This is a genomic window from Zooshikella ganghwensis, from assembly GCF_018263875.1.
GTDB classification, from domain to species: Bacteria; Pseudomonadota; Gammaproteobacteria; order Pseudomonadales; family Zooshikellaceae; genus Zooshikella; species Zooshikella ganghwensis.
Genome location: NZ_JAEVHG010000008.1, coordinates 78,363 through 103,699 on the forward strand (window position 1 = coordinate 78,363; position 25,337 = coordinate 103,699).

Genomic DNA, 25,337 nt, shown 5'->3' on the forward strand with positions numbered 1-25,337 from the left:
ATGAGTGATACCAGCAATAATAGTCCTTATGGTAAACCCGCTAATCGTGAAGAAGCCCGTGCAGAAATTGTGGATGGGGCTACAGTGAATGGCATTGCTCAGTGTCCGGTTACAGAGGAGTTTATCTACCTTTACCCAACACGCTATGCTCTCGTTGAAAAAAAAGTTGATTATCCTTCACTTCGTCCAGGTTTTTCAGCAACGATCAAGCCTATTGGTGTTCGTTTAGCCCGCAAAGGGTTTGTGTATCTTTTTCATTCGTTAAAGCCTGATGAGCTACTGTCATTTGAGATTCAACATGATGGTGAACAGTCACGTTATTGGGAACAAAAAGATCAGGTAGGTAATCCCAGCTTTTTAAAAAAGCCGATCAAGTTGAAACGACAAGGTTATATTGAGGTTGCGTATTCAGAAGTCGCGTGGTCTGCTTCGAAAATAGCTGAATTAAAGGCTGATCCACGTTTGCGCTATGAGTATATGCAAAGGGTACAGCTTAGTGATTATGACTTTGGTGATGGTGCGACCCACCTGGTGCCCTTGAGTGAAATTGGTAATGTACTTAGTGAATGTATTGGAAAAGAACAGGCGGAAAAACCGGCTAAACGTAAACATAGCTTACCTTTTGAATGGATAGATTTTAGCTGGTCCTCATTACCTTTGGCAGGAGCGTCTACTGGTAAGGTGTTGAATGAAACCCAAGGTACTTCATTTAATACTGCTCTGCTTGTATTACACGACATGCTTGGGGTATTACATGATCTTGATATGCATGCTGAGTGTATTTATCGAGAAAAACGTGAGTGGTACGAAAAAAATAAACAAGCACTTCATTCAGGACAATTTATTCGTGGGTTATACCATATCACGAAAGGTGACTTAAATAACCACTTAAAAACAAGTGAAGACTACCAAAAACTTGATGAGTTGGATCAGGAAAGTTTAGATGCTTTTACCCGTATAGCTGAGTTACGCAATGACGCGAAGCTATTAAGAGAAAAAGCAATAGTCATTCTTAGACGTAGTGTTACGCGGAATAGTGATCCTCATACACGATCTGCTGCCAAGCGACGTTATGATGAGCTCGTTGCACAAGCAGAAGCGAAAGAGGAGGAAGCTTTCCGAATAGAAGCAACGTTGAGGCGAAAACATGGTAGCCAATTTGACCATTATAAAAAATTGGTGGAGAACTACTATAATGGTAAGTTCAATATGTACAAGGACACCAGTATGTGGAATGTGCCGCGTATTCAGCAGCGTGTCCGTACAGAGGAAATGGAACGGTTTTTAGACGATGCTGATGCACTCGCTCAACATATCACCCTACTGGAAGAAGAAAATACTGAGGATCGCGCCGCACTTCTACCTCGATTTAATCAGGCGGCATGGTATTTTGACCCCATGCTGTCGGATCAAGTAAAGCATTTACACGAAACCCACTTTTGTTGTATTGCTAATCTGTGTGGTGATGCTGAGGGCAAAGGCGTAAAATTGGCGCATAAGCTGTATATTGAAGAGTTTGGCGAAGATAATCTGGCTTCGTTATTTATTACCAATTACAGCATTTTCTCAGTCAATGAAATGAATAATGCGTCGGGTAGTGCTGACGATATTAAGACTATTCTGTCTTCAGCCAAAGACGTTGCTGAATTAAAATCCCGACTTAAATTAGATCAATTTCCAGAGTTAACAGAGCATATTGAATTACGTGGCAGTTTAATTGCGGCATTGACACCGGCTTATTTGGAAGAGGTAACTCGCACATCTAACTTGGTACGTAATGCTGATACTGTCGAACGTGCCCGCCGTGTTATTCGTACTACAGGTGTCGGTTTTGACATGTTGTTGGTTAATGCGGCAGTGAACGATAATTTAATGATTCGTTTGCCAGATGCTGCCGCTGCAAATGAATTTGAGAGAGCTTTAAATGAGTTAGGTAAAGATCAGACTATCGTTGGTAGGTTAAGTGATAAGCGTAAAAAACTACGGCATAAAATTAAACAAGCTTTAAAGCGACGTGATAAAGCCACAGAAAAAATACTGAGAACAGAACTGGACGCATTAAAACAAGCTTCATTTGAAAAATGGCAAGCGATACAAGATGCTGAAGCAACAATTCGTTCTTATATTTCCCCCATAGACAACAGCAAGGGGATGAGTGGTTTTAAAATTGATGGTTTAGATCAAGGTGAAATTAGTACCCTACATAAACATATTGAAAACTATCGAAGTGGAATTTGGGGTAACTTTAACCAAGGACATACACAAGAGAGCTTAAAAAGTAGTGTTAAGGGCATCATACTGCCCACGTTATTAGCTATATCCAATATTTTAAATGCGTTTTCAACGATTGAGGACATTGCGTATAAGCAGACGTTAACAGGGTTAGATATTACTGAAATCCTTGCTGATGTATTTGGAGCAATGACTGCTACTGCATCTGTAGGTATAGAACTTTGGCGACAAAGTATTGAAGGTGGTATTGAGCGGGGTAATCCTTTCTTAGTGAATAAGCTTGGGAAGGTAGTGATCTTTTCTACTTTAGGGTTAAGTTTTATTGATGGAGTGGGAGCGTTACTAGATAACTTTAAAAAAGTTAAACAAGTGAGTGATGCTTTAGAAGATGATGACTATGTAGCAGCAGCTGGCAACGCTACCTCGATGGTGGGGAATACTCTAGTTTTAATCGGTAATGCACGACAGGGTTATTATGCTTTTAAAGCATTTGAATATGCTCGTTTACATGGCTTGAATTATGGGGCTGCACTGGCGCGCTTTGCTGCACCTATTGCCAGTGCGATACCCTGGTTAGTAACCGGTGGTGTATTGATTTTGATTGGTGAAGCTATTTATGAAATTTATAAGTCACCGCCTATTATGGTGTGGATTGAGCGTTGTTACTGGGGGAACGAAACTCAAGGCTGGAGTTATCAGAAAGAGCAGCAACAGTTAGCGGATGCTATTATGCGTCCACGTATTGAAGTTCAGTATTATGTTGATGGCTACATAAAAGAGGGTGTATATAATCAACATCCTGAATCTGTTTTAACACATAATATGGTAGATGTAACAGTTTCCATTCCGGGTATTAAACGCAGTAGCTTTGTCGTACCCAGGCAAACTCCACCATTGCAACAGTTTGAATCCCCTCTACAAGTAGGCATTGCCGCAGCTAATGACTACCAGGCACAAGATGTCACCTATTATATGCTAGCGACAACGCAAGCGATATTTAACAATAATATGCTGCAACTGAAATGCTTTGTATCAAGAGAAGCTTTAAGAAATGCTACGAGTCTTAGCTTTAAGCTTATTTCTAGACCGGACATGGCCTATAAGCCTGTACTACAAGATAAAAATTATGTCCGGTATACTGTTAAGTTGGATGAATTTCAATATGAAGATGACGACAAACCAGGTCTAGTACCAGTTTTAGATTATGATGACCCTTTACCAGGAGAACAAGCATTGAAACTATTTTCAATCAATGATGCCTGGTTAAACTATGCCGTAGATGAGGGTGAAGCAGATGTATAAGTTTTCTGATGTTGAACAGAGTGATGGCGTAACCTCACTGATACTGTCACCACTTCCAATATGGACGGGTTATAAAGCAACAGATCATCTAGGTGTGTTAGTCAAAAAAAATAATGTATATATCGATATTGGAAGTGGAAATGCTAAAGGGGCATTTGAGCTTTTATATGGTGGCCAGTCAATAGCTTCTATCATCTTATTGCTGTCTTATTTATTTTTAAATGTATTTATTTACGGACGATTTAGTCATTCTACAGTTATTTTAATACTTCTGTGTTGTTGGCTATTTATAATTTTATTATGCTTATCATTTATTGTTATTTCTCATATGCAGCATGGCAAAGAGAACATGCAGACCCGTTTTAATCGACAACGTCGAGAAGTGGCTTGGGTCGATGAAAAAAAACAGCTACATCTTGTGCCTTGGGAGTCGTTTAAAGCTTGGGTGAGTAGTGCAAGTACAATAGGGGATAGTGTCGCGTATCGAAGTTCGCTATTTGGTATGGGACCGCCTGCTCCTGATGATCCGCATGGCTTTTTAGGCGTTTGGCGCATGCCTTGTGGTACTGAGTTAGCTGGAATTATGCAATGGGAGTGTATTCGCTCGTTTATGGAGTTAGGCCCTGATCATATCCCTGATGTTGATATGACTCAGCGAGATGCAACCTTGCACTATAAGAAACGTAAAAAACTGCGCCGACAGGCTGAGTGGGGAGATTGGATTAAACAAGTGCTAGCAGACTGGTTTTTAGGGCGTTTTTGGGCATTTAAATATGCAGCTTTAAAAGAGCGGTTATATAGTGTTGAATTTTCACCAGAAGCTGAAGAATGGTCTAAACCTTTACCTGAAGAACAATGGGCTAAGCCTTCTGCTGAGTTAGTCGAACTCGAAAAAAAATGGCGACAACGCTATAAACGTCGTGAAAAGTTTTTTGATATGGATCGTCGAACTGCTGAGGCAAAAGCTGAAGGGCGATATTATACGCCAGTTGATGAGTAGTGCGTTGGTAGTCAACTATTGTGTGTATACCCTTCGCGAATCAATTTTAGGGTTTGTTGTCATCGCTCTTCACCCCAGTCACTTATTAATATAAGCTCCGGGGGCTTCATCGCTTGACGGCCGCCCCTAAAAATCCTTCACTGTGGGTATAGATGCTGAAACAGGGTCATTTATTTCACTCATGTCAGAAAGCCTTCCCTGGCTTCTGACATTACCGGTGCTCCCGGCACCTGCTCAATAAACAACCCTGCCCCAGCATATAACCATGGTGCTAATTTCAATCAGAGTGGTTGTATGCTTTTAAAAGCTTGAATTTACTTATGAAGGAGTTTTTGCCGCTAAGTTGAACAGATTAGCAGACTGTCTATGGCATGGATGCCATAGTCAAGCGTATAGGGATATATTAACAGCGGGTCTGCGTTGCTGTTCTGCTTATAAGGCACTAGCCATTATTGTGACTAAGACATTTATAGCATGAAAAAATATAAGTTCTCAGATGTTGAGCAGAGTGATGATGTTACCTCACTGATATTATCACCTCTACCTATATGGACAGGCTATAGAGCTGTAGATCATCTAGGTGTCTTGGTCAAAAAAAATAATGTATACATTGATATTGGTAGTGGAAATGCTAAAGCTGCTTTTGAATTACTATACTTTGGCTTATCTAGCTCTGCTCTAGTATTAATTTCTATTTATTTTTTTATTTACTACTTGCTTTCAGGAAGGTTTGACCAAGTAACAGCATCTTTGGGAGTTTTTTGTTTATGGCTGTTATGGTTAATTATTTGTGTCTTTATTGTTGTTTACTCACATTACAAACATGGCAAAGAGAACATGCAGACCCGCATTAATCGACAGCGTCGAGAAGTAGCTTGGGTTGATGAAAAAAAACAGCTACATCTTGTGCCCTGGGAATCATTTAAAGCTTGGGTGAGTAGTGCAAGTACAATAGGGGATAGCATCGCGTATCGGAGTTCGCTATTTGGTATGGGACCACCTGCCCCCGATGATCCGCATGGGTTTTTAGGTGTTTGGCGAATGCCTTGTGGTACTGAATTAGCAGGTATTATGCAATGGGAGTGTATTCGTTCATTTATGGAGTTAGGCCCTGATCATATCCCTGATGTTGATATGACTCAGCGAGATGCCACCTTGCACTATAAGAAACGTAAAAAACTGCGCCGCCAGGCTGAGTGGGGAGATTGGATTAAACAATTGCTAGCAGATTGGTTTTTAGGGCGTTTTTGGGCATTTAAATACGCAGCTTTAAAAGAGCGGTTATATAGTGTTGAATTTTCACCGGAAGCTGAAGAATGGTCTAAGCCTTTACCAAAAGAACAATGGGCTAAGCCTTCTGTTGAGTTAGTCGAACTCGAAAAAAAATGGCGGCAACGCTATAAACGTCGTGAAAAGTTTTTTGATATGGATCATCGAATTGCTGAGGCAAAAGCTGAAGGGCGCTATTATACGCCAGTTAATGAGTAGTGCGTTGGTAATCAACTATTGTGTGTATACCCTTCGCGAATCAATTTTATGTGCGCTATTCATAGCGCTCACCCAAACTAATATAAGCTCCGGGGGCTTCATCGCTTGACCACCCAGCTAGCACCATTAAAAAACTGTTGATGCTATCGCTAGTCTTAACATACCAGACTAGCCCCACTAAAAACCCTTCGTATTGGGTATATAAAGTGAACCACTAACAATTTTTAAAAATAGTGCATGTAACTGGACATCTATAATGGCTGTAATTAATATACCTACCGCCAATGCTTTTGTCCCGAATGAAAGGGATATAAAACAATAATAATGAGTGTATACTTTATGTTCAGCCCATAGTGAAGGGGCTATACATGTAATTCAAGGTGTCATAAAGTAACCGCTGAACTGGATTAGCCTGTTAAAAGGAAGTCGTGCACTGTGTAATTGGGTAATTACGCAGTGTTAGGTTATTGAGATTCAAATAGGGACACATTATGAATCGTTTTAATAAGGCTATCATTCAGGGTAGTTTGTGGTTATCTGTATGTGGCTTTGCTACTTTACCTCTGGTGCTTGGTGCGAATGAAGGATCTTCTGTTGACCATAGCATTGTTGAAAATACAGTAAATGAATACATGAGAACGGATAGTTCTGGTATTTATCGTATTCAACATACGGCTTATGCTGTCATCCATTTGAAAAAAATACTCCCCCCTGATGCACGTTTTTTCTTGAATGGAAAAACAGTGACTTTTCAAAACGTTGATACCACAGGATTGGTGTTGAAGGTAGAAGTAAGGAATCTTGGTGATACCTGGTTAGAAGTCAGGTCAGCACAAGGATCGATTCACCAATTATTGACGTTGAAAAATGGATAAGGGAGTGTTGAGCATGAAAAAACAAGTAATCGTTGTTTTTGGTGTTTTACTGTCCAATGTATCATCAGTTTTTGCTGCACCAGATAAAGTCTTTGGTTATTTACGTATGTCGGTTTTTGATTACCATACCCGTTATTTTGATGAGGCTGGTAATGTCCGTATTTATCCAAAACAGGCGCAAATTGATTTAACGGCAGATCAACCCAAACCTCAGTATTTATTTGCTGATGATACCCCTTTGGGTAATGATCTTGTGATTTCTTTTGCGCCAGATGCAGCGTGGTCTCAGGCAATTTACAAAGTAGCCAAAACAGATGCGTTAGGAAACCCCGCCAATGAGCGTGAATTAATATGGCAATTACGGGATAATGCCATTTTGATAAATAGTAAGTCGGCTCCCCTTGATGGGTTTAATGGTGTGCATGAAATTGTGGTGCGAGCTCATGGCTATAAGCCACGTTTTATTAATGTCCACTTGACCAAAAAAGCCCCTAAGATTTTTGTTTCGAATGGTCGACAACCAATGGTAGGGCAGGAGCTTACCCTTAAACTAAAAGGTTTTAACTATCGTTTTAAAAACCCTGTTTATGAAGTTGTTATTGATAATAAGGTATTGGCTGGCAACGACTATCGTGTTGTTTCAAATTTGGTGACGATAAATGATCATGTGGTTTCGACCCCAGGGGTGCATACTATACAGATTAAAGCCTGGGGATTTGAAACGGCCAAGCGGGCGTTAAAGTTTGCTGCAGGGTATAACAGTGCATCATCTGTTATGTCGACTGAGGGTAGTGCTGCTGATTCACTAGCCTCAGGGCCTTATATGAATGCTGCTGTCGTATTTGATTTTGACTTGGTTAGTAATGCTTATATTTTGCAAGCACTTGGCTATAAGACACTTGCTGTAGAACGTATTATTGATGCATGGGAAAATACTGAAAAAACCATGGTAAGAGGTAATACTGCGGCATTGTTTTACAGTTGGGAAGATTATACCTATGCCACAATGGAAGCAGAGGTCGAGGGGCAACATCTACCCTTTGACGACTTTGTGCAGTTAAACCCTGAAGAGTATCAAGGGCGTCCTTATCAAGTGAAGTATATGTTGGCTGATGGACATTTTGGCGAGGCTGTGGCTTTTAATCAGGCAGTAGCGGTAGAAGCTCCAGACGTCGATGCATTTTTCGATGAGCGAACAGGTGCCGTCGAAATCCGTTCAGCGTCAAATCAGTCTAGTGAAACACTCGTGACCTGGTTACAGCATCTTGAGCGAGTCAAAGTAGGTGCTACGCAATTGTGGGACTATGAGTATACGATTATAGAAAATGCTTTAATCATCACTAGCCGTGAGCGATTTATGCAGGGAAAAAATCGTATTACGCTAATCGCTAAAGACTTTAGGGATGTGACACTGGAAGTACTAATGGAAAGGTGAGGCCGGTTAATTGACTCCTCCTGCAGTAGAGGACCTTCTTGGTCTCTACTGCTCATGGTGCTTTTATGCTGCGTTAATGTAGCCAATCCCTTATCTGGTAATACAGCATACCTAATGCGAGTAAGGGTGACCGAAAGCGTCTTCCCCCTGGAAAATTATGGTGTTTAATTTTTTCAAGGACGGCAAAACGTGTATGGTCACCATTAATGGCTTCAGCAATTAATTGACCTAGTAAGTGACTGGCACTCACTCCATGACCAGCATAGGCTTGTGCATAAATAATATTATTATCAATGATCCCTAATTGTGGCATACGATTCATACCAATGCCTAAATAGCCCCCCCAAGCATAATCGATTTTAATGTCCGACAATTGAGGGAAAACCTTGAGCATGGCAGGGTAAAGGGATTGTTGAATATTTTTAGGGTGTTTTCCTGTGTATGTACAAAGACCGCCAAATAATAATCGGTGATCGGCAGATAAGCGAAAATAATCCAATACCGTTCGTAAATCACATACCGCCATATTATAAGGCAGGAGCTGTTTGGCTCGGAGTTCTCCCAATGGTTCTGTCGCTATCATATAGCTGCCAGCAGGGAGAATTTTACCACTGATTTCTGGGATTAAATGACCTAAATAGGCATTACCTGCGGCTACTAAATAGTTTGCTTTTATAGTGCCATGCGGCGTCTGAATGATTACTTTTTTTCCGCGGCTAATGCTGTGTACAGGTGAGTTTTCGTAAACTTGCACGCCTAGTTTGGTGGCAGCCTGGGCTTCGCCTAAACATAAGTTTAATGGATGAAGATGGGCGCCCCCCATATCAATAAGGCCACCAATATACCTTGAAGAGTTGATATACTGTTGGATATTTTCTTGATTAACTTGTTGTAAACGGTGAGGGTAATGGTAGTGTTCGCAGGCTTCAATATGTTCTGCAATGGCTTTCATATGGCTGGGTTTTAAAGCGGTTTCAAGAAATCCCCAGGTAAGATCACAGTCTATTTGATATTTATGGATTAAATCGGAGACGCACTTTACGGCTTCATGCCCCATATCCCACAGTAGTTGTATACCTGTTTCACCAAGGGTTTTACGAAAAGGGTCAAGTCCATGACCAATACCTGTTAGTACTTGACCACCATTGCGTCCAGAGGCTCCCCAGCCCACTTGATGTGCTTCCAGCACTGCAACCTGATAACCCTGCTCAGCCAGTGATAAAGCGGTGCTTAAGCCAGTAAAGCCAGCCCCAATGATACACACATCAACCCTTTGTTCACCCTGAAGTTGTGGCCAAGTCCAGGGCTTTCGTGTTGCAGCATAATACGACAAAGGATGTGTTTTTGTGTGAATTAGCGAATCATAGTTGAAGCCATCAAGCATAGGTGGATTATCCTTATTATCAGTACCTCCATAGTTTGGAGGTGCTGTTTCTAAACTTCGTTTCAGTGGTATATCAATAGCATGTTGGATCACTATATTTGTCGGCGTTTTAATCCTCGTATTAAAAAGCGGCAGGGGTGAGTAGCCTGTAATACTTCTGTTGTCAGAGGTATTGGTTCACCTGCTAGGTAACTTGCTAAAATTTCGCCAGCCAGTGGTGCGGTGATAAGCCCCCTGGAACCATGAGCTGCGGTAATCCATAATCCAGGTAGATAAGGTGGAGGCGTCGTGAATGTGGTACTGCCATTCTGTCGGAGTGGGGCATAGTGTTCAATAAAGGGTATTTGGTCAGGTATTGGCCCTACAATGGGTAAATAATCTGGGCTACTGCAACGAAAGCCGACCTTGTCATTATTGAGGGAGTCAGGCTCCAAAGTGTTTTTGGCAAGCTCATAAAGCTCTGGCATAAGTTGACTCAGTCGCTGAAAGTTCTCCCGTCGATCCTGGGCTGAGCAAGTATTCGCATCATTGTCATGGGTAAAGGTTGCACCCACATGTAATACATTATCAACCATGGGTGAAATATAACCATCACCACATACTACTGTTTTTGGACTCAGGCCCTGATAAGGCAGTTGACTGACTTGACCTCTAATAGCCTTCATAGGTAGTTCAACATCTGGCAATAGTGACTGGCAGGTATGGCCTGCGGCAATGATAACGTGGGCTGATTGCCAATATCGATCTGATGTATTGACTTGCCAGTGTTGTTCATGGCGCTCTAGTGATGTTACCTGCTGCTGGTAGTGGGTAGTGATATTAGGATGGGCCAACATAGCTTGACATAACGCCTGTGGCCAGACCCAACCACTGGTGGGCCACCATAAACCTGGGTATTGAATGTTGCTGCCTGCACGTTCAGTTAATTGCTCTGTGGTTTGGTATTCAAATAATTGTTCAGGAAATAACTGACTGCTTATTAAGGCTGCCTGACGTTTGGCTTCTTGCTCATTAAATGCTAACTGAATTAAGCCGCAGTTATTCCAGCTTTTGCCTTGATGAGTTTCTGAGGGTAATAGTTGTGGTAGAAGACGGGTGGTGTATTGATAGCCCGCTAATATCAGTTGTGATAGTGGTGTTTGGTGAGGTGAGAGCTTGGCATAAAGCATGCCTTGGCGATTACCGGATGCCGCTTGAGCTGGTCCTGAATGTTGGTCAAGGACCTTAACATGCCAGCCTCGTTGGGCAAGGGAAAATGCAGCACTGGCTCCTGCCAGACCTGCACCAATAATAATGGCTTCTTTATTGAGTGTTGTATTTGTTGAGTCGTTAGATTTTTTATTTAACGCATAGCCATTTGGCTGTGGAGGGTGCCACCAGGGAATCGTCTTTGCTATTGATGGATTACTCGTTAAGTGGCCAATTAACATATCGCGCTTATGGCCAAACCCTTGGACTTTCTCTATAGAAAAGCCCGCAGCTTGTAAGCCTCTTTTTACTATACCTGCAGCAGTAAATGTACTGAATGTGGTGCCTGGTTTACTTAGGCAGGCCATGGTCGAAAATAATTCAGGTTGCCACATTTTGGGATTCTTAGCGGGGGCAAAACCATCCAGAAACCAGGCGTCAATAGCCCAGTTGTTAAGCGCCGCTTGCCTACGTTGCTGTGCTAAATGTGGTAGTTGCTCTAAAGCATCACCAATTAAAAGTGTTAGTTGGACATTGCCATGGGCAAAATAAAACCGGTGCATACCTTCAGTAAAAAAAGAGGGGTATTGAGCAAGTAATTGTTCACAAAGAGGGTCTAGTTCTGGCCATAATTTGAGTGCTTTTTCTAAATCATTTTTAGTCAGTGGATATTTTTCTACAGAAATAAATGATAAGGATTGCGTCGGCTTACAAGCCTCAAGCCATTGCTGCCATGCACATAAAAAATTAAGTCCGGTGCCAAAGCCGGTTTCTGCAATAATAAATTGTTGATGGGTATCAAGTTGCTGCCAGCGTGTATGCAACTGGTTATGTTGTAAAAAAACATAGCGGGTTTCTGCTAAGCCTGACTGGCGTGAAAAATAGACATCATCAAACTCTGCAGATACAGGCTGCCCGTTTTCATCCCAGAGAATGTTCGCTGGCAGAGTTTTTTGGCTTGGATGTTCGGTGTTCAAAACTACTTACTCCTAGTATCCATCAACTGTTTACTCATTTATAACGTTTTGTGGGTATATGATACCGAAGATGGTACTTTTTTTTCCTGTGAATGTTTTTTTCTGTAAATGATTTTTTGCAACTGACGCACTGAATAAGCATTAAAGAATATTGTTGAAAACTGGCTACAAATTCCAAGAGAGGCATGAATACAAATATTTGACAGTCTCTTTGTTACTTTATTGAAGATTTTTTAGATTAGGGTAATTGTTGACGCTTTTTTTTACTGAACTATTGCCCGATAGCGGTGCTGAACTACATTTAGATAAAGACCTGGTTAGCTAAGGAAGGTGGATGCCTGTGTGACAATTTAAGCGGCTTTAGTATGAGCAAGTTGTTGAGTGTAGGTTTTATAACTTAGCCCATGTCAGACGTTAAGCAGCCTTCGAGGGGGTGGGGTGATAGCTAATTTTATTGTTATCACGATCATAATGCAGTTGTTGGTGCTGTTTTGCTTTCGATTGCGGCATCATTTGAGCCTAGCCATTACCTACAGCATGTTGGTTATCCTGAGTGTGCTGTTATGGCGCTTTGGCTATGCTGATCTGCGTTTATCAAAAGATCCTCAATCACTATTGTTGGTAGATATTGCCATTTATAGCAGCATGATGTTGCAAATTCTGCTGTTGTATATCTATGAAGGTGATTTTGCTGCACGCGTAGGTATTGGTATATGTGTTGTTAGTGCATTAGTACCAAGCATGAATCTGCTTCTTATTTCCCTCTCTGCAGAAAAAATAGCCGTTGACCCTATGTTTATGGTGCCTTTACTTGGACCAGGCTTACTGAGTGCATTAGTCACTATTATCACCTTTATTTTAACTGCAGTGACCTGGGAGTGTATCCAAAGGTTAGAACCGTGGTTACCTTTGGTAGTCAGAGTAATGATTACCGTTTTGGGGGTTTTATTGCTCGACCTGCTGTTTAGGGAATTTACCGCGTTTACAAATTATCTTTATGCTCAAGATATTACCCATTTTGGCATTATCGGCGTAGGCGTCGCTGTTGTGGTCGCGACCTTATCGTTGCTGCTCTACACCAAGTGGGAAAGTCTCCCTACTCAGGGACAGACTGAAAAGCAGCTTTTTTCCATTTTCTCTGGCCATAAGGAAATGCAGCAAGAAGTCAATCAGCTGCGAGAAACGCTGGAGAGAATGCATGCACCAGTCACCACGGCAGAGGGCATCAATGCTGCCAGTAGCCAAGTGCAGGCTATGTTAAACAGCCCAGTCATTCAGGTTTTTTCGTTGGATCTGGACTTTCGCTATACCCTGTTCAATGAAACCCATCGGCAGCTGATGCAGCGGGTAACAGGTAATGAAATTGGCGTGGGCATGGAGTATTTGGCGTTGGCTGAAAAAATTATCAACAAAGAGGAAGGGCTGCGCTTTTTTAACCAAATTGTGCGAGGTGAGACTTCGCAAAAGCAGCAGGCCTATCTATCGATCGAAGGGGAACGCATTGTCTATGATATGCGTTACTACCCAACACTAACCTCTGATGGCTACATTACGGGGATTACAGGGTTTGGCGTTGACATTACTGAGCAAAAATGGGCCGTAGATCGTCTTAAAGAGTCTGAAGAGCGTTGGCAGCTTGCGTTAGAGGGGAGTCAGGATGGTATTTGGGACTGGGATGTAGTGAATAATGTATTTTTCTACTCTCCACGCTGGTATGCCATGTTGGGTTATGAAGAAGGGGATATGAGTAATAAAGGACAAGAGTGGTTGTCCATTATTCATCCCGATGATCGCGTAAAAACCTTAAGGGAGCTTCAAAACCATACCTGTGGTGATACTGACTTTTATATCAGTGAGCATCGGAAGCGCCATAAAGAAGGCTATTATTTTTGGGTATTGGAGCGAGGAAAAGCTCTCTTTAACCGGCAAGGTTTTCCCGCACGATTACTTGGGACAGTATCCAATATTAACCCAAGAAAAGAAGCCGAAGAGCGGCTCAAAGCCAGTGAAGAGCAGCTGCGTTATGCTTTTGAAGTGGCAGATGAGGGCATCTGGGATATTGACTTGCAGCAGAACAGGGTATTTTACAGTCCCCGCTACATCACCATGATGGGCTACAGCCCTGATGAGTTTGGCCAATCACTGGATGCCTGGATTAAATATGTTCATCCAGACGATCAGGAACATGCCCGAGAGTTCTTACTCCATAAAGTGGTTGAAGAAGGGGAGCATGAAGCTCAATTTCGCATGATCCATAAAAATGGGGAAGTCATACACATGCTATCTCGCGCTAAAGTGGTTGCTTATGATGTTAACCAGCAACCAGCTCGGGTTATTGGTATCCACAAGGATATCACTGACCGGGTATTGCGCATGGAGCAGATTGAAAACATGGCTTTTTATGATTCCCTGACCAATTTACCGAACCGCCGCTTACTCCTTGAGCGTGCACAGCAAAGCCTCTCTATCGCTAAACGCCACAATCACAGTATGGCTGTGATGTTAATTGATTTAGATAAATTTAAGCACATCAACGATACGCTGGGGCATGATGTGGGAGATGGTGTTTTAGTGGAGCTAGGTCGGCGGGTTAAAAGTTGTTTACGAGAGATGGATACACTGTGCCGTCAGGGAGGAGATGAGTTTACGGTGATTCTTCCTGAGTGTAACTCTGTGCTGGCGCTAGACTTAGCCAACCGTATTCATGACACCTTTCATGAGCCTTGCAATATCCACGGTAATCAAGTTCAGCTGGAAGCCAGTATAGGCATTGCCTGTTTTCCTGAGGATGGTGATACACTGTCTGAACTCTTTAAAAATGCGGATGTGGCGATGTATCAAGCTAAACATAAAGGGCTTGAAGTATCACTCTTTCAGGAAGAGCAAGCCGAGGTTATGCAGCGCCGAGCCAGACTGGAGAAAGACTTGCAGCATGCGATTGGCTCTTCTCAAATGTATTTGCTGTATCAGCCTCGTTTAAGCTTACTCAATGGTGAAGTCACTGCGGCTGAAGTGTTAGCACGGTGGGATCATCCTGAATACCAAATGATACCTCCTTCCGAGTTTATTCCTATCGCTGAACAGTCAGGTTTGATTCATCGACTAGGTCGATGGGTGCTTGAACAGTCTATTATCCAAGCAGCAAGCTGGAAACATCAGGGCTATTCACTCCGAGTGGCAATCAACGTATCCGCTTATGAACTGCAAAATCATCAGCTGCATACTAATATTCGTGATTTGTTAAATAAGCATCAATTACAGGGTTCTGATATAGAGTTAGAACTCACAGAGACAGCCGTAATGTCAAATGTCGAAAGCTCTGTGATGCTGCTCAATGATATTAAGGAATTGGGGGTAGGGATTTCTATTGATGACTTTGGAACGGGGTATTCTTCCCTTAGTTACTTAAATCGCCTACCTATTTCCTGTGTCAAAATTGACAAGCAATTTGTCCATCAAATTTCATCTTCAACCTCTGAGGGTGAAGATGATATCGTCATTGTGCGCTCAATTATTACCCTGGCAAAAACAATGGGCCTAAGAACAGTGGCAGAGGGCGTCGAAACCATTGAGCAGCAACAGTACTTACAACACTTGTCTTGCGATGAAGCACAAGGTTATTTGTACTGTAATCCACTTGATCCTGATGGATTGGAAAAATACTTAAGAACTCATCAACCTATTAATAAAATTGCTTCATAATAAAAACAAGATCAATTGTCAGTGTTGTTATTTTGTCAGTTGCTTTGTTTTGAAACACCTGCCTTCAGCTGGAATGGGTCTTGTTTTGGCCAAACGCGTTTACCCGCTACAAACGTTGCCATGACCTGGGTTTGCCAGATGCTATTGTCAGGAATATTAAATAAGTCCCGATCAATAATAATAAAGTCAGCGTACTTGCCGGGTTCAAGTGTGCCCAGTACCTCTTCTTGAAAGGCCGCATAAGCCGCATTGACAGTAAAGAGTGCCAGAGCATCTTCTCGATTTAGGCGTTGGCTAGGAAGCCAGCTTGCTCTCGGTTTTAGGGTTCGATCCTGCCGTGTAACAGCCGCATGTAAGCCATAAAAAGGGTTAGCAGGTTCAACAGGAAAATCAGACCCACCCGTGAGGATAATTCCGTGTTGTTTTAAGCGTTGCCAGGCATACGCACCGTCAAGCCGATCAACTCCCAAGCGTTGTTCAGCCATATCGCGGTCGCTGGTGGCATGGGTAGGCTGCACGGAAGCTATTAAGTGGAGTTGACTGAAATGGTCCATATCCTTAGGGGCAACAATTTGCGCATGTTCTATGCGGTGACGACCTGGCTGCTCAGCATTTAAGGGCTTGATATTAGCTTTTGCCAAACGTTGATAAAGTTTGATTGCAGTACCATTTCCACGATCGCCAATGGCGTGGGTATTTATTTGCAGTCCTTGTTGATAGGCAAGTTGTACCTTTTTAACCGCTTGTTCCAGGGAATAATGTAGTAAGCCTTGTTGTTTAGGTGCATCGGCATAGTCTTTATAAAGTGCGGCACCTCGGCTACCGAGTGCACCATCCAACATCAGTTTAATGCTGCGCCAGGTGAACATGTGATCCGCTGTGAAAATGGGGGCTTTCGGTAGCCATTGCAAGTAATCTTCTGCACTTGCTGAAAGCATGGCATAGACGCGAATGGGGAGCTGGTGTTGTTGGGCGAGTTGTTGGTACAAAGAGAGGGTTTCTCCAGAAACGCCTGCATCATGCACACTGGTGATACCTAGTTTGGCGAGCTGTAATAGTGTATTTTTCAGTAATTGTTGCTGGTCACTGGGCTGGGCTTCAGGAATATGGGCTCGCACCAGATCCATAGCGCGATCGATAAAAATGCCTGTTGGTTTACCTTTCTCATTGCGTAGAATTTGCCCTCCTTCCGGATCGGGGGTATTGGCATCAATCCCTGCAATTTCCATGGCTTTGCTGTTGGCCCAGGCAGCATGACCATCAACCCGCCGTAACCAAACCGGGCGATCACGTATAACCAAGTCTAAGTCTTTAGCCTGAGGGTAAGCTTGAGGCTGCCAGCGCATTTGATTCCAGCCTCGGCCGATCAACCACTGTTGTTTAGGATGTTCAGCGGCAAATTGTTTTATTTTTTGCAGGGCCGCATGTTTTGAGCGGCTGGCCGTTAAGTCAATGTTTTGCTTTTTATAACCAAGGCCAAGGACGTGACCATGAGCATCTGTTAAGCCTGGCAGTACAACGTACCCTTGACCGTTAACTCGGGTAACCGAAGCCGGTAACTGTTGCCACTGATTGGCTTTTTGGTATGTGGCTTTGACTTTATCATCACTGACATGCAGTGCTGAAAAGGTTTTTAATTGGTGTTGAGTTGTTAGTGTATAACCTTGCACATTGTATATCAGCCACTCGGAAGCATACGACAGTGTGCACGTAAGTAGCCAGCCACATACCAGACTAAGTGTATATTTAAAGACCTTGTTAATGATCATCCTTGATAAAACCCTTTGCTCCTTGCCCGTTAAATTGATCTTGCCTATAGAGGATGACACTTTGGTGACATTGACGGTTAAAGCAAGATAGCTAAAGTGTCACAAAGATATTTAGATAAAACTTGCTACCCCCCAACGGCTCAACATAAAAATACTAATACCTGCGACTAAAGTAAGTAGTAGAGAGTTTCTCCACCAGGCCACAGCAATGGCGGCGATTGCAGCTATTAATGCTGGGTTATGAATAGATACATTCAGTGTATGCTGGTTCGTGGACAAAATTGCTGGAGCAATTATAGCGCTGAGCACGGCAACAGGTACAAAGCTAAGCGCTTGTTGCGTATTGGTTGATAAGCGAACTTGTTGGGCGGCTAAAAAAAGTAAACTACGAATGAGGTAGGTTACTGCACACATCCCCGTGATTAATAGTACTTCAAACACGTTGTTTACCCTCCAGTAATTTAGTGGTACTGATACCTATCAATACGCCTGTTACAGCAGCGGCAATAAGTCCTAACTGATGTGGCCATTGTTGACCAATTATGGCGACGATGGCGGCACTGACCGCGGCGGCGAGCATTGGGGTTGATCGTAACTGGGGAATAAGCAAGCCAATAAAGGTAATTGGCATGGCGATTTCCAAGCCTAGCTGATCAATTGCTGGGAGTGTTTGGCCTAAGTAGAGACCGAGAAAAGTAGCAATTTGCCAGCAAAAATACAGGGTAAACATCGAGCCTAAGTACAACCAATGTTGATATTGATTGGTTAATAAATAATGATCAGCAGTAGACTGCTGTTGATGCATATTTTGGATTTTGGCTGAATGGCTTGATACTACAGCAAATGTTTCATCAGTAAGACCAAATGCCATTAATGCTCGCCAGCGATAATTTAAGTTTTTTACTATAGGGAGCAATGATGCTGCATAGAGTAAATGTCGTAGATTGACGATAGCCGTAGTGAGAATAATTAACTCTAGACTGACACCACTGGCGAGTAGACCGATTGCAATAAACTGACTGGAACCCGCAAATACAAAGAAAGACATGGCGAGGGTAGCCCACTCACTCAGGCCACTTTGAAGTGCAAGTGTTCCATAAATAATACCAAAAGGAAGTGCGCCTATGACCAGTGGAATAGTCTGGTGTACGCCTGATATAAAAGCATGTTTGCGATAGTTTGTTTGTTCGGAAACCAATGATTCAGTTGTGTTCATAGGATTTACAGCTCAATTAACTACATTATTTTATTTTGTTCTTTGGGAATAAAGAGGCTTATTTCTTGATGTTTTTCAGCGTAAGGTTTTTTCCATAAAAATATCAGCCCTGGGAAAATCAGGTAAACCGGCGATAGGAACAGCTTCTTTAAAGCCTAATTCACGATATAAATGAAGTGCTGCTTTCAGCTGTCGGTTGCTTTGGAGTACCAGCTGTTGTGCACCGACCATGGTTGCCATGCTGATTGCATACAACATAAGGCGGCGCCCAATACCCCGCTGCTGATGTGTTTCTGCCACTGCGAGTTTGGACAGCTCAAAAATATCCGTATTTATTCTTTTTAAAGCGACAGCACCAATGGGTTGGCTATCAACTTCTGCAAACAGAATATATCCACCATCATTGAGATAATATTCTTCAGGTTGAAAAAGCGCATGCTTATCCGCTTCTGTGACAGAAAAGTAGCGCTCCAGCCACTGTAAATTGAGAGCTGCAAATTGCTCACGCCACTGCGGTTGCCAGCCAGTCAGCCTGACCGCAGTGGGGTTGGTGTTTGCTTGGGATGGGTTATTTTCGATAGCGTTGAGCTTAGCGAGCCAGGCTTGCTGTAAAGGACTCTGATTGATAGCTTGCTCCATTGCGGTGATGGCAGGTAACAGTAAAAAACCTTGCTGGCTGCCAAACTGTTGCAGTGTTGATTGCATCGCTTGCCATAGCGGTGTCAGCGACTGATAAAGTGCATGTGCTTCTGCTGTCAGCTCCAGAAATTGCCGTCTTTCATCAGTGGGGTCAGGTTGTTTGCTTGCTAATCCAGACTTCACCATCATATGAGCCATTTGACTCACAGCCGCGTGGGTAACCCCTAAAGCTTGGCTGAGTTCACTGATACTGTTGGGACCGTGGCGATAAAGCAATTGCAGTAATGGAAATAGGCGGGGATTAAAGTCGATATCTAAGGTTTTGTAAGTTTGACTTACTTCGCTGATTAGGTGATCGCTAAGCCGCTTTAGACGACTACCTAATGCTAAATAATCTAATTCTGCAAGGAAATCCATCTTACTTACCTTTCTTGCTCTTAGCCCTGTTCTAGGGGGCGTTTGCTTCTATTTGTTGGTGGTTGCTAACAACAGGCATACGTGATTGCTATTAACCGCTCATGTTTAAGAGCCTGGCTATAATGAGGTACTAACTAATATTAAAGTAATTACGTAAGTGCTTACGCAATTACTTTAATGGATTAAACAGCATTCTGCAATCTTACTCTGGAAGAGATGCAGAGGTTTTTCGCTGTTTGCGTAAACGGTTCCAGCCATCAAAGGTGAACAATGCTAACGCTAGCCAGATTAAGCTGAATGAGAATAAGCGCGTGAGGGATAAGGGTTCCTGATATATTACGATGGCAAGAAAAAACGTAATGGTCGGCCCGATATATTGAATAAAGCCTAATGTACTGAGTGGAATCCGAGTGGCAGCAGCAGTAAATAGTAACAAGGGAATTGTTGTAACTACGCCCGCTAAGCTCAACATAAAGCCATCATAAAATGAGGCAGTAAAGACTGTTTGGCTAGTGTAATTTGAGTAAATACAGTAAACCAGTGCCACCGGTAATAGTATTAAGGTCTCCAGAGCCAGGCCAGCTACTGCAGGGGCTTGTGCTTTTTTACGTATAGCGCCATAGCAAGCAAATGAAGTGGCAAGAATAAGTGCTATCCAAGGCAAACGTCCTAACTGGATAAGTTCAATGATGACACCTAAACAAGCAATTGATACAGCAATCCACTGGGCTTGAGATAACAGCTCGCGAAATAGCATAAAGCCAAACAGTACTGTGACCAGAGGGGTGATGAAATAGCCTAAGCTGGTTTCGAGTATTTGTCCGTTAGTGACTGCCCAAATAAATATCAGCCAGTTTCCGCCTATTAGTATGGCTCCAGCCAATAAAAAAAGTAACTTTTGGCGATCTTTGATAATGCTTTTCAGAGTGTGTAGCTGTTTTTGAACAACTAATACTAATGTCAGTAAAAGAACTGACCAAATTACACGATGGCTGATAATTTCAAAAGGGGATGCATGCCCAATGAGCTTAAAATAAATAGGGGATAGTCCCCACCAAACAAAGGCACTTATAGCACACAGTGTTCCTGTGCGTGATGCAACCATACAATAACTCCTAGGTACTACAAAAGATTAATAGGTACTACAAAAGATTAACCTAACATGGGTAACCATGGGGGTGAGAGATGAGCTCAGCTCAGCTTGGTAATGGTGTTAAAGCATATTCAATATCTCCACTAAATAAATAATGGTTAATAAAGTGAATGGGGTTAGATAAGTACTTGTACTAAACTCTCATAGGATAGCTTTTCATTAGCTAAGATTTGACTATAATGGCGCCGCCAAAATAATCCAAAGCACAGGCTTGTGCTCAAAAAAATCTAACGTAGCAATTTCATTCATACATTTACTAATACGTTTGCAACTAACCCCCAGTGTGCTTTGAGCTGTACGCTTGTTAAGCTTGGATGGAGCAGTGGTCCTACCTAAATAGTTGACAAGGTAGGTAGACACTTATCCTGCAAGAAAAGCCAGACAAGGGTTTATTGCTTTTTAATAGACTTTCTTCAAGTTTCTGTATTGCTATAGCGATCTATTGAAAGACGGTTGGTTTTTTAGCCATTGTTCTTTCAATGAATCGAGATGGAGTCACTACGTAGCGTGTGAAGCGCAGCCTTGAGCCTTATTTATACGTAGTGCTTATTCTAAAGGATCACTTTAGCCGTTTGGGTGTTGGGATTACACCTAGTTAAGTATGTGCGATCGATAGCAATGAGTTTTGCAATTTTGCATCCATAGTGAGCGTTTTAACTCTCCTTGGTGCAGGATATAAATATTTGCGTTACCTGTAAACCAGGTATTTAGGTAGTCAGCTATGGTATTAGATCAGTTGTCGTATAATGAATTATTGGAGTTTGTGCTACTTTGCATAACCTCACTATTTACTATGATAAACCCGCTTAGCATTACCCCTATTTTTGTGGCGATGACTCATGACCTTGAGCCGAGTGATGCTCGTCATGTTGCTTTAAAAGCAACTATTACTGCTGCTTTGATTTTGGTGGTGTTTGCAGTAACAGGCCAGTTTATTTTTAAGGTATTTTCCATTTCAGTGGATAGTCTGAAAATTGTGGCGGGTGTGTTGTTTTTTTTAATGGGCTATGAAATGGTTCAGGCGCGTCTGAGTCGAACCAAGTTTGACAAGCGCAGTCTAGAGGATACAGAAGAGTATACGAATGACTTAGCTATAACCCCCCTAGCCATTCCATTAATTTCAGGGCCTGGTGCAATTGCAACGGTTATTATTTTAATGAGCCAGAGTAATCACATGTTGTATTACAGTGTTTTATTTTTGAGCATTATGGGGGTCTGCGGCGTTACCTATGTTTTCTTATTATTTGCTAAACCTATCATGAAGTGTTTAGGTGAGAGTGGTAATAAAGTTTTAATGCGTATTATGGGCTTGATCGTAATGGTGATTGCTGTGGAGTTTTTCTTTGGTGGACTTAAGCCTATTTTGCAATCAATCTTATCGATCACTCCACAAGCTTAAAAGCACTTTTAAATTTACCCATAACCAAGGGTTTTTAGTGGGGCTGTCATGTGAATAAGGTTCCCTACCAGCGCTACTGGGCTACCTCTGGTGAGGTCAGCCCAAACTTACTCTTACTCCTCCCTTTTCCAGCGAGTGACACCTTATCCTAGCCATTGCATATTCTTTATGAGTGTTAGAAAAAGTGAATAGCTTGAAAAACACCTGTGGGAAGTCAATTATCTTTTTTTACAGGATACAGTTGCGTCATTTGTGGTGAAATATTGTTCAGGCGGTGGTGGGCTAAGGGTCCATGGATAAACTGTAATGCCTCTTCAAACCTGGAAAAGGTGAACTCGTGGTAACGACAACAACGATTACTATCACGAAACTCCACAAAAACTTGATAACGTGGCAAGCTGAATTTTTTGGGTTGTTTAAGCCAAGCTTGAGAGATCCAGACAAATAATGAGCAGTCATAGTGTTGGTGATGGATAAACCAACTCATTGACGCCTGGTCGCGAAGGGAGAGGACAGGTGTCGTTTTTTTAGGGTGTGGTGCGTACTGGCTTACCACAAAATCACACTGCATGGTGTTCTCCTGGAACTGTAGAGAACTGACGCTGACTAAGGGGGCCTATTTAATTGCCTAAGGGCCACATCTCCGCTTTGCGGAATCCACCTTGCCTAGGGACAGCAGGTTGGCGAGGACGTCAGTCCTACTCTTGATGTTATTACGGGTTTAGATATTACGTACTGGTTTAAATGTTGCTTTCGCGACATAGCCAGAATAAGCCTAAATACCGCAATAGGTACTAAATAATGTCACAAAAAATTGTTGCTATAAGCAGCATTTAACGATTGCTAATTAAATCAGGGTTCTTAAGTCCTGACAAGTTATCGTTGCTAACAGTGCTGTTTCGTGTGCTGTATTTGTCACTTTGGGTGTGTAACGGTAAATAAGGTTTTAGCGAAAGACAGCGGTTATTGGCTGAGTGTTTCACCTTAGATAGACAGCATGTGTTTTCCATGGAGAGGGTGCAATTACGAGGCTTCTCAGCTAACATACTCGGTTTGGCTTAAGTAGTCTCTATTCAATTAAAGTAGTGCACAGCGGAAAAATCTTTGCATGAGTTATCAGGTACTGGCACGTAAGTGGCGACCACGCACATTTAAACAACTTGTAGGGCAATTGCATGTGCTCAAGGCGCTGGTCAATGCGCTAGATCATGATCGTTTACATCATGCCTATTTGTTTACTGGTACCCGAGGTGTAGGTAAAACCACTATCGCGCGTATCCTTGCTAAGTGCCTGAACTGTGAGCATGGTGTTAGCTCTGAACCCTGTGGGCAATGCGACGCTTGTCGTGAAATTGATGAAGGGCGCTTTGTTGATTTAATTGAGGTGGATGCTGCATCACGCACCAAAGTCGAAGATACCCGTGAACTTCTGGAAAATGTCCAGTATGCGCCAACCCGTGGCCGTTACAAAGTCTACCTGATTGACGAAGTCCACATGCTGTCTACCCACAGCTTTAATGCATTATTAAAAACCTTGGAGGAGCCACCGCCTCACGTTAAGTTTTTGCTGGCAACCACAGATCCTCAGAAATTACCTGTTACGATCCTTTCTCGCTGTTTGCAGTTTGCCCTCAAAAATATGTCGCCAGAGCGAATTGTTGGCCACTTACAGTTTATTTTGGCTGAAGAAAGTGTGGGCTTTGATATGCCTGCACTTTGGCAGCTTGCTCGAGCTGCAGATGGCAGTATGCGCGATGCGCTGAGTTTAACTGACCAGGCAATTGCTTTTGGTAACGGTGAAGTTCGTGAACCCGATGTAGCAGCTATGCTGGGAACTATTGATCCCCATCAGGTTTTTCATGTGGTCGAAGCACTTGCTGAGGGCGATATACAGCAACTGTTGAACACAATTGCACATCTTGCTGAGTTTGCACCTGACTATATAAGCGTCTTGGCTGATTTATTGTCTATTTTGCATCGTATTGCACTTGCCCAAATGGTTCCTGATGCAGTTGATAATAGTCAAGGTGATCAACAGCGTTTATTAGCATTAGCTGCCAAAATGACTGCTGAAGATGTTCAGCTTTACTACCAAATTGGTCTCTTAGGACGGCGAGACTTGCCGCTAGCCCCAGATCCACGGGGAGGATTTGAAATGGTCATGCTGCGAATGCTGGCATTTCGTCCTACACCTGTGGAGGGGCCACCTCAACAGCCTCTCACCAAGGATTCAGGTGAACAGCCGGAAACGTCTGAGATATCTTCACTGGCTGCTCCCTCAACACCTTCAGCCAATATTGATGAGCTTGGTGAGCCACACGTCAAGGAGACACCCTCATCCCCAAAGTCATTACCTGAAGACCATCTGGCTAAACAGCCAGAGGGTTCACATGTAACTTCACAACAGGCAACGAGCCATGTTTATTGCAATATTGGTGATCAGGGTAGTGCAGAGGTTTCACAAAAAGGTAAGGGACAGGAACAGCCTAGAGCGGAAAGCCCGTCAGCAACAGCCCAACATATTAGCCTGCAAGATATGGAGGCGAGTGCTCCCCCATTAGGAGTAGCTCACTCTTCAGGACCAGCTGTACAGCAGGCCCATGGTGGACGAGAAACCCCAAAACAAGAAAACGTTACGGATAAAAACACGCCAGTTGATAGAGCCTCTTTAGCCGGCCAGCTTGATGCTCGTGAGCAGGTTGGGTCGTCTGAAGCTACAGAGGTTCAGGCTAATGATATTAATGTAGCTAAAGCACTTGAAGGCATGTCGCGTGCTCAGTGGCCTGAGCTATTTTGGTTGCTGGGGCTAGGGGGGGTGACGCAAAATTTAGGTTCGCATATGGCACTCATGAGCATTGAGCAAAATGTATGGTCACTGGTGTTAGATGAAAAACACTCCATGTTGTTTAGTGATACGCACCATTCGCGCATTGAACAGGCAGTGAGTAACTGGTTTGGCGAATCGGTTCGCTTACAGATATCGACTGCACCAGTGACAGATATGACCCCAGCTCGCTGGCTACAGGAAAAGAAAGCTAAGCGGTTAGCAGAGGCAAAACAAAGCATTGAAAGTGATCATATTGTACAGGCGTTGGTAGCACAGTTTTCTGCTACAATCGTGGAACAATCGATCACCCCGATAGATGAGAAGCATTAACTAC

Annotated in this window: 16 protein-coding genes and 1 riboswitch; of the genes, 8 read left to right on the forward strand and 8 right to left on the reverse strand. The window is 42.8% G+C overall.

Annotated elements, in window-relative coordinates; translation table 11 throughout:
* The 5 genes from KHS79_RS12765 (at position 1) to KHS79_RS12785 (ending at position 8,332) form a co-directional block, all read left to right on the forward strand.
* On the forward strand, positions 1–3,534 hold the full coding sequence (locus KHS79_RS12765; protein ID WP_212719539.1) for a toxin VasX: 3,534 nt from the start codon (positions 1–3) through the stop codon (positions 3,532–3,534).
* Positions 3,527–4,534 carry a hypothetical protein gene (locus KHS79_RS12770; RefSeq protein WP_212719541.1) on the forward strand — a complete coding sequence of 336 codons (1,008 nt, stop codon included), beginning with the start codon at positions 3,527–3,529 and terminating at the stop codon, positions 4,532–4,534. The genes KHS79_RS12765 and KHS79_RS12770 overlap by 8 nt, the downstream gene beginning before the upstream one ends.
* 474 nt (positions 4,535–5,008) lie before the next feature.
* On the forward strand, positions 5,009–6,022 hold the full coding sequence (locus KHS79_RS12775; protein WP_212719543.1) for a hypothetical protein: 1,014 nt from the start codon (positions 5,009–5,011) through the stop codon (positions 6,020–6,022).
* 491 nt (positions 6,023–6,513) lie between these two features.
* Entirely contained in the window at positions 6,514–6,897 is a 384-nt protein-coding gene (locus KHS79_RS12780; RefSeq protein WP_212719545.1) for a hypothetical protein, read from the forward strand.
* A 13-nt stretch (positions 6,898–6,910) separates the two neighbouring features.
* Positions 6,911–8,332: a hemoblobin-interacting domain-containing protein gene (locus tag KHS79_RS12785; protein WP_212719546.1), complete on the forward strand. Its 1,422-nt coding sequence runs from the start codon at positions 6,911–6,913 to the stop codon at positions 8,330–8,332.
* Between the two features lie 73 nt (positions 8,333–8,405).
* Here KHS79_RS12785 and KHS79_RS12790 read toward each other — a convergent pair whose 3' ends face one another.
* Together KHS79_RS12790 and mnmC are read right to left on the reverse strand one after the other, a co-directional pair.
* A complete protein-coding gene (locus KHS79_RS12790) occupies positions 8,406–9,809 on the reverse strand; it encodes an NAD(P)/FAD-dependent oxidoreductase (RefSeq protein ID WP_325167615.1) in 1,404 nt (467 codons plus the stop codon).
* Positions 9,809–11,881: a bifunctional tRNA (5-methylaminomethyl-2-thiouridine)(34)-methyltransferase MnmD/FAD-dependent 5-carboxymethylaminomethyl-2-thiouridine(34) oxidoreductase MnmC gene (gene mnmC, locus KHS79_RS12795; protein ID WP_212719548.1), complete on the reverse strand. Its 2,073-nt coding sequence runs from the start codon at positions 11,879–11,881 to the stop codon at positions 9,809–9,811. The genes KHS79_RS12790 and mnmC overlap by 1 nt, the downstream gene beginning before the upstream one ends.
* 438 nt (positions 11,882–12,319) lie before the next feature.
* Here mnmC and KHS79_RS12800 point away from each other — a divergent pair, with 438 nt between their 5' ends.
* On the forward strand, positions 12,320–15,583 hold the full coding sequence (locus tag KHS79_RS12800; protein WP_212719550.1) for a sensor domain-containing protein: 3,264 nt from the start codon (positions 12,320–12,322) through the stop codon (positions 15,581–15,583).
* A gap of 35 nt (positions 15,584–15,618) precedes the next feature.
* Here KHS79_RS12800 and KHS79_RS12805 read toward each other — a convergent pair whose 3' ends face one another.
* The 5 genes from KHS79_RS12805 to rarD form a co-directional block, all read right to left on the reverse strand.
* The gene (locus KHS79_RS12805) at positions 15,619–17,352 is read right to left on the reverse strand and encodes an amidohydrolase (RefSeq protein ID WP_212719552.1); all 1,734 of its coding nucleotides are present in this window, start codon (positions 17,350–17,352) and stop codon (positions 15,619–15,621) included.
* A gap of 111 nt (positions 17,353–17,463) precedes the next feature.
* Positions 17,464–17,793 carry an AzlD domain-containing protein gene (locus KHS79_RS12810; RefSeq protein WP_027710472.1) on the reverse strand — a complete coding sequence of 110 codons (330 nt, stop codon included), beginning with the start codon at positions 17,791–17,793 and terminating at the stop codon, positions 17,464–17,466.
* The gene (locus tag KHS79_RS12815; protein WP_212719554.1) at positions 17,786–18,568 is read right to left on the reverse strand and encodes an AzlC family ABC transporter permease; all 783 of its coding nucleotides are present in this window, start codon (positions 18,566–18,568) and stop codon (positions 17,786–17,788) included. Before KHS79_RS12815 ends, KHS79_RS12810 begins: the two co-directional genes overlap by 8 nt.
* A 75-nt stretch (positions 18,569–18,643) precedes the next feature.
* Positions 18,644–19,624 (reverse strand): bifunctional helix-turn-helix transcriptional regulator/GNAT family N-acetyltransferase, encoded by a 981-nt coding sequence (locus tag KHS79_RS12820; protein WP_212719556.1) that lies wholly within the window; start codon positions 19,622–19,624, stop codon positions 18,644–18,646.
* 202 nt (positions 19,625–19,826) lie between these two features.
* Complete coding sequence (gene rarD / locus KHS79_RS12825) at positions 19,827–20,729, reverse strand: EamA family transporter RarD (RefSeq protein WP_094786804.1); 903 nt, start codon at positions 20,727–20,729, stop codon at positions 19,827–19,829.
* A 769-nt stretch (positions 20,730–21,498) separates the two neighbouring features.
* On the opposite strand from rarD, the gene KHS79_RS12830 reads away from it, so the two are divergent.
* Positions 21,499–22,176 (forward strand): MarC family protein, encoded by a 678-nt coding sequence (locus KHS79_RS12830; RefSeq protein ID WP_094786806.1) that lies wholly within the window; start codon positions 21,499–21,501, stop codon positions 22,174–22,176.
* Between the two features lie 214 nt (positions 22,177–22,390).
* Here the strand turns inward: KHS79_RS12830 and KHS79_RS12835 are convergent, their stop codons facing one another.
* Positions 22,391–22,747 (reverse strand): hypothetical protein, encoded by a 357-nt coding sequence (locus KHS79_RS12835; RefSeq protein ID WP_027709658.1) that lies wholly within the window; start codon positions 22,745–22,747, stop codon positions 22,391–22,393.
* A 39-nt stretch (positions 22,748–22,786) separates the two neighbouring features.
* A riboswitch (SAM-I-IV-variant riboswitch) is annotated at positions 22,787–22,892 on the reverse strand.
* Between the two features lie 392 nt (positions 22,893–23,284).
* Here KHS79_RS12835 and dnaX point away from each other — a divergent pair.
* Complete coding sequence (gene dnaX, locus KHS79_RS12840; RefSeq protein WP_212719558.1) at positions 23,285–25,333, forward strand: DNA polymerase III subunit gamma/tau; 2,049 nt, start codon at positions 23,285–23,287, stop codon at positions 25,331–25,333.
* The last annotated feature ends 4 nt before the right edge of the window (positions 25,334–25,337 follow it).

Bases quoted from the DNA above. Each gene is read 5' to 3' on its own strand.
- KHS79_RS12775 (WP_212719543.1), top strand. From the start codon at position 5,009: ATGAAAAAATATAAGTTCTCAGATGTTGAGCAGAGTGATGATGTTACC.
- KHS79_RS12765 (WP_212719539.1), top strand. From the start codon at position 1: ATGAGTGATACCAGCAATAATAGTCCTTATGGTAAACCCGCTAATCGT.
- KHS79_RS12820 (WP_212719556.1), bottom strand. From the start codon at position 19,624: ATGGATTTCCTTGCAGAATTAGATTATTTAGCATTAGGTAGTCGTCTA.
- KHS79_RS12830 (WP_094786806.1), top strand. From the start codon at position 21,499: ATGGTATTAGATCAGTTGTCGTATAATGAATTATTGGAGTTTGTGCTA.
- KHS79_RS12780 (WP_212719545.1), top strand. From the start codon at position 6,514: ATGAATCGTTTTAATAAGGCTATCATTCAGGGTAGTTTGTGGTTATCT.
- KHS79_RS12835 (WP_027709658.1), bottom strand. From the start codon at position 22,747: ATGCAGTGTGATTTTGTGGTAAGCCAGTACGCACCACACCCTAAAAAA.
- dnaX (WP_212719558.1), top strand. From the start codon at position 23,285: ATGAGTTATCAGGTACTGGCACGTAAGTGGCGACCACGCACATTTAAA.
- KHS79_RS12805 (WP_212719552.1), bottom strand. From the start codon at position 17,352: ATGATCATTAACAAGGTCTTTAAATATACACTTAGTCTGGTATGTGGC.
- KHS79_RS12770 (WP_212719541.1), top strand. From the start codon at position 3,527: ATGTATAAGTTTTCTGATGTTGAACAGAGTGATGGCGTAACCTCACTG.
- KHS79_RS12785 (WP_212719546.1), top strand. From the start codon at position 6,911: ATGAAAAAACAAGTAATCGTTGTTTTTGGTGTTTTACTGTCCAATGTA.
- KHS79_RS12815 (WP_212719554.1), bottom strand. From the start codon at position 18,568: ATGAACACAACTGAATCATTGGTTTCCGAACAAACAAACTATCGCAAA.
- rarD (WP_094786804.1), bottom strand. From the start codon at position 20,729: ATGGTTGCATCACGCACAGGAACACTGTGTGCTATAAGTGCCTTTGTT.